The sequence below is a fragment of the Mycolicibacterium stellerae genome, from assembly GCF_003719305.1.
Lineage (GTDB): Bacteria > Actinomycetota > Actinomycetes > Mycobacteriales > Mycobacteriaceae > Mycobacterium > Mycobacterium stellerae.
In genome coordinates, this window is record NZ_RARC01000061.1 from 1 (window position 1) to 8743 (window position 8743).

Here is an 8743-nt window from a genome sequence, read left to right on the forward strand (position 1 = left end):
GGAGCGGCGGGAGCCAACTCCGGCATCGGGGCGGGCGCGGCCTGGCTCGGGATCACCGGCGTCTCGCCGGGGCTGGGCCGCTGGTCGACCGTCGGGCGGATGCTCACCGCCAGCGAAATCACAAGGGCAACGACCCCGACGACGAAGATCGAGGTCAACGCGCTGCCGACGAGCAGGAACGGCTTGCGGCTCTCGTCCTCGTAGAACGCTTCGGCCTCCGGCACCTCGACCTCGTCGGAGTACGCCAGCGCATCCGAGTACGCCTCAGCGGCATTGACGGGCGCCACCTGGGTGGCGACGCCGGCCATCTGCGTGGCTGCGCCAGCCAGCTCCGGGTAGGCGCTGGCGGCGGTGGTTCCGTCGCGATCCTGCGAATAGGCCAGGCCTGCGGTGGACGCCTCCAACTCCGGTGCGTGCGCCGACGCGAGCGCGGCGCCGCGGGCGAGAGCGAGTTCGGGCTCGTCGGGGGCGCTGACGGGCAGGGTCACCAGGTTCTCCAGGTGAGCCTTCACAGCTGCCGCATCGACACCGGAGCCGACGATGAACAGGCCCTGCGGTGTCGACTCTGCGGACTCGACGGCCTTGGCCATCTCGGTGAAGACGGCCATCGCGTCGGAGTCGTGCAGATCGCGGCTGAGAACCTTGACCACCGACCCGTCTTCGGTCTGCACGACCGACATGGTGGCGGTGTCCTTCTCGATGAACAGCAGCGCGGTGGTGTCGTAGCCGATCGCGCGGCCGACTGCCTGGGCGAGGGACGCGGCGGCGTGCGTGACGGACACCAGCATGACGTCCTCGATCCCGCGCGCGGTCAGGGTGTCGCGCAGTGCGGCGGCGTCGGAATGGTTCGTCCACGTGACGCCGATCGACTTCAGGTGATGGCCGCTCGCGGCGGCGCTCTCTTGGGTGCCGAGCACTGCTGCGACAACTTGGTCGGCCGCATTCGACGTTGCTGAGCCGTCGGCTGGCCTGATGTCGAAGGCATCGTGGTCGACGGTGACACCGTCCGCCTTTTCGCCCTCGACCAGCACCATGCGGACCGTCGTAGGTGTCATCGATACACCTAGTACGATGTCCACTGACCCCTCCAAAATGTTTGCTACGGTCTGTAGGTTGCCGCGCGCAGTCGCGCCCCGCGGGCCGACAACTAGTTACTTCATCGCCACTGCCAGGGCGGCCGTTACAACCAACCGCATTTGCTGGGCGGTGAAGACCTGGCCGGTTCGCGACGGCACGAATGCATGCCGACACCGTAGGTAAACCCTACTCGCGTCACTGCAAACGCGAATGGCTCGTTTCAACTTCCCACCTCAGGCCGACGGTCTTCAACGCTGCAGGAACTCCCCCCACACCCAGCCGTCGCCGTTGGGCACCGCCGCGCCCGTCACATGGCACCACTGTTCCTCGATGCAGCCCCAGAAATCGACGACTTCATCCTGACGCAGGATGCCGACGGGACTGCCCTCGCCGCCAGGCTGACTATAGACATCGACATCGGATTTCACTGTTGCCTTCGGCTGCGCCGGTGCAAGAGGCTTCGGCGGAGTCTGCTCCTGCGGCGGTGGCTGCTGTTCGGCAGGCGCAGGCGGCAGACCGATCTTGGGTGGACCCGGATTCGGCTTCGGCTCGTCCGGCTTGCCCAAGATCACCGCGACGAAGCTCTTCTCGGTGATGTCGTCCCTGCTCATGCCCACGCCGTATTGGTAGAAGCCGCACTTCTGCACGTCTCCGGTGGCGACTGCCATCAGCTCGTTGATCGCCGTGCTTGTCGGATCGCCGGATGCGATCCACTGAAGCGTCTGTCCCTTATAGGCGGCTCCAGGGAAGGTTGGGGTGTTGCGGGTGTCGAGGGCCCGGGCCGTTCTCACCCACTCCTGTGCGTAGCCCTCGAGCTCACCCGAAGGCTGCAGCGGGTTACACAGTGAATTGTTGCGGGCACCGAGGACGGCGTTGCGAACGTTTTCGACAGGGCCGTCGGCGTTGGCGACCGGCGCCGCCGCCAGGCCCAGGCAGGAAATCAGCGTCGCGCTGACGACAACACTCGGACGTACTCGGCGAACGGCGGCCTTCTTCATAATTGGCGACGTTAGCGCCGCTCATGCGGGCTGGATATAGGGCGTTTCCCTACATTTCTGGAAGTTCGCTGTGAAGAGGAACGGGTTTGCGCCCTATGTCGACTTGATGAAGTTCTGATACGACTTCGACGGTGTTGGCCCCCGCTGGCCCTGATACTTTGACCCGACTTTCGCGCTGCCGTAAGGGTTTTCAGCCGGGCTGGTCAAACGCAACAGACAGAGCTGGCCGATCTTCATGCCAGGCCACAGCGTGATCGGCAGGTTTGCGACGTTGGACAGCTCGAGGGTGATGTGGCCAGTGAACCCCGGGTCGATGAAGCCTGCCGTCGAATGCGTCAGCAGGCCGAGCCGGCCAAGCGATGACTTGCCCTCGAGGCGGCCCGCGAGGTCGATGGGAAGCGAGCATCGCTCCAGCGTCGAACCCAACACGAACTCACCCGGGTGCAGGACGAACGGCTCACCCTCTTTGGGCTCGACGAGGGTGGTCAGGTCGTCTTGGCGGGTCGACGGGTCGATATGGGTGTAGCGGGTGTTGTTGAACACCCGGAACAGGTTGTCGAGCCGAACATCGACGCTCGACGGCTGGACCAGGCTCTCGTCGTAGGGATCGATGCCAAGACGTCCAGCGGCGATCTCACCTCGGATGTCACGATCTGAGAGCAGCACCCGACGAGCCTAGCCGCTGGGGTGTTAGCCTTCGTGATCACCGGCTTGGCCGGGGTCGCCGATGTAGTTCAATGGCAGAACATCAGCTTCCCAAGCTGAATACGCGGGTTCGATTCCCGTCATCGGCTCCGATGACTCACTTGTCTTCATCGGTGCCGATGCCAATACCGCAGGGCTCGCCGACGCCATTCAACTCGACGACCGCGGGTTCGTGCCGACCGGCCCGGCCGCGGTCTACTCGGACACCGATGGCAATCCGGTGCGAACGCAACGCGCGCCGATGATGTTGGAGACCAGTCGGCCCGGTGTATTCGCAGCGGGCGACGTCCGTCGCGGCTCGGTCAAAAGGGTGGCCTCCGCGGTCGGCGAAGGATCTATGGCGATCCGCCAAATCCACGAGTACTTCGGCAACTGATCGGCGGCACTCGCCCCGACTGGTGACCTGCCCCCACGCACGCCACCAGGAACGTTTGGTGGCGCGGGTTGCCGGGGTATGCCAAGCCCGATGCCAGGCGTTCCGTCGTCAGTCCTACTCATCGCCGACCCCGGTGCTCCGGCGGCGATCGCCGAACGGCTATCTGATTCGCTCCCGAATGCACTGACGGACGGGGCTCCAGCAGATGGGAAGTGGGACGTGTCTGTGCGACACGACTCCTATCCGGTCGATGAGCATGCCGAGGTCGTAGACGTGATTCGCACCGTTGACCCAGCTGGCGAGACCGAGGACATCGTCATCTACCTGACCGATCTACCCCGACGTCTCGGGACAACGCCGGTGCTCGCCGACATCAGCGTGCACGAGCGGTTCGGACTGATTTCCATCCCCGGAGTGGGCGGCTTGTTCATCGATCGCCGAGTGAGGAACTTGGCGCAGACAGTCGTCGCCGAGGTGACGTGTCAGTCGAACAAGCAACACCGATCCGTGAAGCGGCTGACGCGGACGCAGGAGGACGATGTCGTCCGCTACGTCGCGCCGACAGCACTGTCACGTCTGCAGCTTCTGATGGGCATGGTTTATGCCAACCGCCCGTGGCGATTGGCTGCTGGTTTGTCCAAGGTGTTGATGGCGGCGTTCGCCGCTGGGGCGGTGAGTCTTGCGTATCCGACGATGTGGCAGTTGTCCGACACCATGGGCCCCTGGCGGCTGAGCGCGGCGACGATCTTGTCGAGCGCAGCGATGATCGCGTGGCTCATCCTCGACCACGAATTATGGGAACGGCCGAATTCGGCCGACGAACGTGAACGCGCGGTGTTGTACAACGCAGCCACTGTCGTCACACTGACGATCGGCGTCGCCATTCTCCACATCGGGCTGTTCATCCTGCTGCTGGTGACCGCCTGGTGGACGCTTCCGCCGCAGATGGTCGCCGACAACATCGGCCATCCCGTCGGCGTCTCAACCCTGTTGATGATGGCCTGGCTGGTGGCCGCGGTCGCAACATTGGGCGGTGCCCTGGGATCGGGGATGGAGGATGACGAGGCCGTTAAGGCTGCGGCGTACGGGGTTCGACAACGCCGACGATTCGACAAATCGAACTGAGAGGCTTGTTGGTCGACCCCTGCTGAATGCCCTGAAGCGCTAGAAGCCCAGAGCGCCCGCGAGCCTCGAAAGCAAGCCGCCGCCACCGCCGCCCAGCTCGATGAACGGAATGGACGGACCACCGCCGATCCCCAAGATGCCCGAATCGGAATCGCCAAGCCCGAGCAGGTCGGACGCCAGGCCGGAGTCGGCCGCGTCGTTGTCACCGGTATCTGCCGGATCCATTTGTCGCACAACCGATTCGGTGGTAGTGACCTTCGACGTCGGGTTTTCCTCTCCGGCGACGACGGGCGTGGATGAACGGGTTGACGTATTCACGCTCTGCGCGCTGATCGTCGTGCGGATCGAAGTCGTCGCTGCAGAAGAGCTCCCCGGCGCCGGCGTGTCCCCCGACCCAGCGACCGAGACGTTGGTGCTGTCTGCCTGCGCGACACCCGATCCAGCGGCGAGAGCGACGCCAAGGCCGAGCGTCACGGCACCCGCCCCAAGCCATACATGCGCCTCGGCCTGACGCTTCTGCGCCCTGTGCTTACCCGCCATGACTCCCCCGTTTCGTCATAATGGATGTGTTTATTGACGTGCAGGCAGTATTCCACCAAAGCGGCCGCAGCGCTGGTCTTTGATTCCCCCCGCAAATGCTTAGCCAGAGACGGTTCGCGGAACTTCCAGGTTGTTCTCCCGCACTATCACCGGGTCGCCGACGTTGACCGTGTTGAAGTACCACTCGGCGTCCTCCGGGCTCAGGCTGATACAGCCGTGGCTGACGTTCTCATATCCGAGAGAATTGACGGCCCACGGTGCCGAATGGACGAAGAGTCCTCGACTGGTGATCCGCACGGCGTAATCCACCGTCAGGTGGTAGCCGTCGGGAGCGTCGACCGGAATGCCGACGCTGCTCGAATCCATGACCACCGAACGCTCTTTGGACAGCACGGTGTAGGTGGCGACCGGCGTCGGGTACTCGGGCCTGCCCATCGAGGCCGGGAACACCCCCGGCTCTCCCCAATGGGGGCGGTGGTGCGGCGACGGCAGCGCTGACGGCGGTCCCGCCCCGACGCCGTCAATGCTCACGGTGAAAGTGTGAGCCGAGATGTCGGCAACCCCGACGACCGCGGGACCCGTAACGAAGTTCGTGGAAAAACTGCCGACCGAAAGGGCGACAGTGCTGTGCGCCGACCAAAATCGGTCGGGCACCCACTGCACGACGTCGTTTTGCAGCCACTCGAACCTGCCGGTCATGGCAGGCGCCGTTGTGACGCCGATGGCGCGCTCGGCCGCGCGCCGGTTGGCGACGGGCGCAGTGAACGTCACGACGACGGGGTGCGCCACACCCACCACCTGGCCCTGTGTCGGCATAACCGACGAAACGGCGAAGTCGGGCGGTTGGTACGCCGCCAGGCTCGAGGCGGCAGGCACCGCAACCACACTCGCCGCGACGGCGACCGCGGTGAGTACACACCGAACTACGGCCCGCATTGGTCCCACTCCCATTGAATGCTCTGTCGTGTCTCGACGACCGCGCGCGGCCTCAGCTCGCGCCCGCTGCTGACGGGCCGGGCAGAACCGGCTGGCCGGGCATGGGCGCGCCAGCCGGTGGCGGAGCAGCCGGGTCTCCCTTACCCGTATAGGTATAGGTAGCAACGATCGGTGGGACCGGGCCGGCCGCAGGCACGACGGGAGCCGCGGGCACGACCGGCGCCGCGGGCACGACCGGCGCCACTGGCAAAACCGGAGCCGCAGGCACCACCGGAACCGCAGGCACAACCGGCGCCGCAGGCACCGGACCCGGTAGTGCCATCGGAATGCCGGCCATGTCGGTAACTGGGGCGATGGGCGCGCACATGTCGCCCTTCCCCTGGAAGCATTCGGTCCCACTACTAATCGGGGGGGCGGCTGCAACCTCGGGGCTCAGCGGAATGGCGATCGCGCACAAGCCAGCGCCAACAGCGACGAACCTGATGTTGAACCGATCAAAGATCGCCATCGTTGTCGACTCCTCGTGTTTTAAACGGATGCGTCAATACTTAGCAGCCGGCGGGAGCCCGGTACGGGGACGCGCCGCACCGTTTCCGAATGGTGACATCCGTGTCATTCATTCGATGTGTCCGCTGCAGAATCACCGCTGACCTGCTGCGATGGGCCCGCGAAAAAACTTCGGAGAAATTCTGGAAAAAGTGTGCGACTGACCACCGCCGATCGCTCCTACCCGTGAAAGCAGCCGCAAAGGCGCTTCAGACCCAAGGAGAGATCATGAACACCACCACCTACATCCCCTGCTCGGACCCGACCGTCCGCTCGAACGCCGCGCAGGCCTACTCCCAGTGCATGCCCGAACCGAACTACGGCTACTCGCAGCAGCCGAATTACGGATATGCGCCGGAGCCGCAGAGCGCCTCCTACTACAGCGAGTACGCCCCGATGCCGCAGCAGCAGCAGATGCCGGTTCAAGCGCCGGTCGCACAATCTTCGTCTGGCAGCAAGGGCCTGTTGTTCGTCGCGGGCCTGGCCGTGATCGGCGCCGCGGCGTTCGGCGGCGTGATGCTTCTCAACTCGAACGACGCACGGACGACCGAGACCGCGTCCACCAGCACGGCTTCTGCCACCGAGCCCGCCGGTTCGGCGGTCGTCAATCTCCCGTCGGCGATCGACATCCCAGCATTGGCGCCGGCGCAGAGCGCTCCGGCTCCGGTCATCGTCAACAACCAGGCGCCGGTCCGCGTGAACAGCCCCGCCGTCTCGAAGCCGATCGCCGCACCGGCACCCAAGCTTGCGACCGCACCGGCTCCCAAGTTGGCGGCGGCTCCCGCCCCGGCTGCTGCTCCGGCACCTGCCCCCGCGCCTGCTCCCGCTGCGGCGCCCGCCGCAGGCGCCAATGGCGTGACGATCAAGGCGCCAGGTGTCGAGGTAGGCGCTGACGGCAAGGGCGGGGTCGCCGTGAAGACGCCCGGCGTCGAGGTGGGCGTCCCCGGTCAGGGCCAGGGCGGCAACGTCGTCGTCGCGGTTCCGGGCGGCCAGACCCCGGTCGAGAAGGAGACCAAGACCGAGGAGACCAAGAAGGAAGCAACCACGCCAGCCGATGACGCCGCGCCAGCCGATGACGCCAAGCAGGGCGGCGACGCGAACGCCAACATCATTGCCAACATCCAGTAGCCACCGCGACGGCCAGCTCCGCCCAGGTCACAAAGGCCTGGGCGCAGCACTGCCCATCGCCCGAATGTCGCGCCACCACGACTCTCAGCAATTACGCTGACAGCCAAGGCACACGACCAATCTGGAGTAAGACGTCATGACCGCCGCGCTGAGAAACTGGGGTGGGATAGGGCCCGGCAGCAGTGACGCCGATTTGGCCCTCGCCGCAGCCGACGGTGACCGTCGCGCGTTCGCCGAGATCTACGATCGCTACGCCGACCGGCTGCACGACTTCTGCATCGGGATGCTCCGCGACCGCGATTCGGCGGCGGACTGCGTCCAGGATGCGTTCTGCATTGCGTCCACCACTCTCGGCGGTCTCCGAGAGCCCGACAAGCTGCGTCCCTGGCTCTATGCCATCGTCCGTAACGAAGCCCACAAGAGGCTTCGCCAGCTGCGGCGCGAACGGCCGTCCGACGAGATGCCCGACGTGGTCTCCCACGATGCGGGCCCGGACACGCTTGCCCATCGCATGGAGTTGGCCAACCTCATTTCTGAAGCGGCGGGCGGGCTTTCGGACCGCGATCAGGCCGTGCTGGAGTTGGCGTACCGCCAGGGGCTTGACGGACCCGAGCTGGCCATGGCCCTCGGGGTCACTGCGACGAACGCGAACACGATGGTCGGCCGCTTGCGCGAAACCATCGAGCGGTCGCTCGGCGCGCTGTTGGTGGCGCGTCGCATACAGTCCGACCCGGGCAGTTGCCCTGAGTTGGCCGCCGTGCTGCACGGTTGGGACGGAAAATTCAACATCCTGATGCGCAAACGCATTGCGCGGCATATCGAGTCGTGCGCGGCGTGTGAAGACCTGCGGTCCAAATCGGTGAGTCCGGCCGCCTTGCTTGGCGCCCCGGTGTTCATCCCGGCGCCTGCGTGGCTGAAGAACAGCGTCGAGCGAGACTTCGAGCTGACGTCGGCTTCACATGGCATGGGGACCTCGGCGCAGGGCGCGTCCACCGCCGACCGGTCAAACTTCCACTCCGCCAACACCGCTCCCCGGCCCGCCATCCAGCCACCTCCGGATGTGCCTCAAGAGGCGTATGCGGCGTACGACGAGCCTGCGGCGCTGGTCGGCGAACCGACAGACGACGACTCGAAGCGTCGCGTGGTGCCCTTCATGGCGCTGTTGATCGCCGTCCCGCTGGCAATCCTTGGCGGAACGCTTGCCTGGGTGTACCTGCCGAGCACGGCGCTCTCGCCAAGTGGTGTCGTGCAGGACGCGCCGTCACCGACGCCGACCCCGACCGTCCCCGCACCGGCCCCCGCGGCTGTTCTG

10 protein-coding genes and 1 tRNA gene are annotated in these 8743 nt (G+C 65.7%); 5 read left to right on the top strand and 6 right to left on the bottom strand.

What is annotated here, in order from left to right; all coding sequences use genetic code 11:
* The 3 genes from D6M19_RS33675 to dcd all read right to left on the bottom strand — a co-directional run.
* Nucleotides 1-1079, bottom strand: a 1079-nt coding sequence (locus tag D6M19_RS33675) for a DUF7159 family protein (protein ID WP_456093873.1), incomplete at its 3' end; no start/stop codon positions are given.
* Between the two features lie 246 nt (nt 1080-1325).
* A complete protein-coding gene (locus D6M19_RS33680) occupies nt 1326-2075 on the bottom strand; it encodes an SH3 domain-containing protein (protein WP_123029627.1) in 750 nt (249 codons plus the stop codon).
* Between the two features lie 93 nt (nt 2076-2168).
* Entirely contained in the window at nt 2169-2741 is a 573-nt protein-coding gene (dcd, locus tag D6M19_RS33685; protein WP_123029628.1) for a dCTP deaminase, read from the bottom strand.
* A gap of 57 nt (nt 2742-2798) precedes the next feature.
* Between dcd and D6M19_RS33690 the strand changes: the two genes are divergently transcribed.
* The 3 genes from D6M19_RS33690 to D6M19_RS33700 all read left to right on the top strand — a co-directional run bounded on the left by D6M19_RS33690 (nt 2799) and on the right by D6M19_RS33700 (nt 4281).
* Nucleotides 2799-2869, top strand: a tRNA-Gly gene (locus tag D6M19_RS33690).
* An 83-nt stretch (nt 2870-2952) separates the two neighbouring features.
* Nucleotides 2953-3156, top strand: coding sequence for a hypothetical protein (locus D6M19_RS35380; protein WP_407665433.1), 204 nt, complete (start codon nt 2953-2955; stop codon nt 3154-3156).
* Nucleotides 3157-3246: 90 nt separating this feature from the next.
* On the top strand, nt 3247-4281 hold the full coding sequence (locus D6M19_RS33700) for a hypothetical protein (protein ID WP_123029629.1): 1035 nt from the start codon (nt 3247-3249) through the stop codon (nt 4279-4281).
* A gap of 39 nt (nt 4282-4320) precedes the next feature.
* Here the strand turns inward: D6M19_RS33700 and D6M19_RS33705 are convergent, their stop codons facing one another.
* The 3 genes from D6M19_RS33705 to D6M19_RS34505 form a co-directional block, all read right to left on the bottom strand.
* Entirely contained in the window at nt 4321-4821 is a 501-nt protein-coding gene (locus D6M19_RS33705) for a hypothetical protein (RefSeq protein ID WP_123029630.1), read from the bottom strand.
* A 99-nt stretch (nt 4822-4920) separates the two neighbouring features.
* Nucleotides 4921-5757: a L,D-transpeptidase gene (locus D6M19_RS33710; protein ID WP_123029631.1), complete on the bottom strand. Its 837-nt coding sequence runs from the start codon at nt 5755-5757 to the stop codon at nt 4921-4923.
* Between the two features lie 52 nt (nt 5758-5809).
* Nucleotides 5810-6124: a hypothetical protein gene (locus D6M19_RS34505; protein ID WP_164478829.1), complete on the bottom strand. Its 315-nt coding sequence runs from the start codon at nt 6122-6124 to the stop codon at nt 5810-5812.
* 407 nt (nt 6125-6531) lie between these two features.
* On the opposite strand from D6M19_RS34505, the gene D6M19_RS34625 reads away from it, so the two are divergent.
* On the top strand, nt 6532-7431 hold the full coding sequence (locus tag D6M19_RS34625; RefSeq protein ID WP_206428713.1) for a hypothetical protein: 900 nt from the start codon (nt 6532-6534) through the stop codon (nt 7429-7431).
* Nucleotides 7432-7567: 136 nt separating this feature from the next.
* A partial coding sequence (locus D6M19_RS33730; protein WP_164478830.1) for an RNA polymerase sigma factor occupies nt 7568-8743 on the top strand: 1176 nt, incomplete at its 3' end.

Coding starts and splice junctions, on each gene's coding strand:
- D6M19_RS33680 (WP_123029627.1), bottom strand. CDS start 2,075: ATGAAGAAGGCCGCCGTTCGCCGAGTACGTCCGAGTGTTGTCGTCAGC.
- D6M19_RS33700 (WP_123029629.1), top strand. CDS start 3,247: ATGCCAGGCGTTCCGTCGTCAGTCCTACTCATCGCCGACCCCGGTGCT.
- D6M19_RS33705 (WP_123029630.1), bottom strand. CDS start 4,821: ATGGCGGGTAAGCACAGGGCGCAGAAGCGTCAGGCCGAGGCGCATGTA.
- D6M19_RS33710 (WP_123029631.1), bottom strand. CDS start 5,757: ATGCGGGCCGTAGTTCGGTGTGTACTCACCGCGGTCGCCGTCGCGGCG.
- D6M19_RS34505 (WP_164478829.1), bottom strand. CDS start 6,124: ATGTGCGCGCCCATCGCCCCAGTTACCGACATGGCCGGCATTCCGATG.
- D6M19_RS34625 (WP_206428713.1), top strand. CDS start 6,532: ATGAACACCACCACCTACATCCCCTGCTCGGACCCGACCGTCCGCTCG.